This window comes from Thiolapillus sp. (assembly GCF_048562965.1).
Taxonomy (GTDB): domain Bacteria; phylum Pseudomonadota; class Gammaproteobacteria; order Chromatiales; family Chromatiaceae; genus Thiolapillus; species Thiolapillus brandeum_A.
This window is the reverse complement of the sequence record NZ_JBHNMF010001126.1, coordinates 1-858: the sequence shown is the minus strand read 5'-3', so window position 1 is coordinate 858 and position 858 is coordinate 1. Positions and strand designations below refer to the sequence as shown.

The 858-nt window shown below is 60.1% G+C and carries 1 protein-coding gene; it reads left to right on the top strand.

Annotated elements, in window-relative coordinates:
- The coding region (locus tag ACOCD2_RS22765) for a thiamine pyrophosphate-dependent enzyme (RefSeq protein ID WP_293650388.1) at positions 1-741 on the top strand (741 nt) is incomplete at its 5' end.
- Positions 742-858 lie beyond the last annotated feature (117 nt).

Here is an 858-nt window from a genome sequence, read left to right as displayed (position 1 = left end):
AACGGCGCACCTTCGGTGGCATCAGACATGTCCATCGATTTCTCCTATGTCGTGAAATTCCAGGAGAAAGTCTGCACAGGGTCAGGTGGGGAAAACAGGTGTGGATTCTTGGGCGCTTACCCTTATACCACCAACCCCGAGGGCAGGGGGCCGGCCTGGTCCAATTCCCTGTTCGAGGACAACGCCGAATTCGGCCTGGGGTTCCGCCTGGCCGTTGACCAGCACCGTCACCAGGCAGAAGTGCTGCTGGCGCAGCTGGGCGATGTGCTGGATACGGCGCTGGTTCAGGAGATACTGTCTGCTGACCAGTCGGATGAGCCCGGTATTTTCCAGCAGCGCCAGCGGGTGGAAAAACTCAAGGAGCAGCTCGCTACCCTGGACAGGGACAAGGCCAGGCGCCTGCTGTCCATCGCCGACTATCTGGTGAAGAAGAGCGTCTGGATCGTTGGAGGCGACGGCTGGGCCTATGATATTGGCTTCGGTGGTCTGGATCACGCACTGGCGTCCGGCAAGGACATCAACCTGCTGGTGCTCGATACCGAGGTTTACTCCAATACCGGCGGCCAGACTTCCAAGGCGACCCCACGGGGCGCCGTGGCCAAGTTCTCCGCCGGGGGCAAGGCTGCGCCCAAGAAGGACCTGGGCATGATCGCCATGGCCTACGAGAATGTCTATGTGGCGTCCGTTTCCTCCGGCGCAAAGGACGTGCATACGCTGAAGGCACTGATGGAGGCAGAGTAAGCGCCCACGAATCGACACCTGTTCCTTGATCACCACCTGCCACAGACTTTCTCCTGCCTCACCACAACACAGGAGAATCCCATGGCACCGACCGACACCACTGACCGCACCACTTTC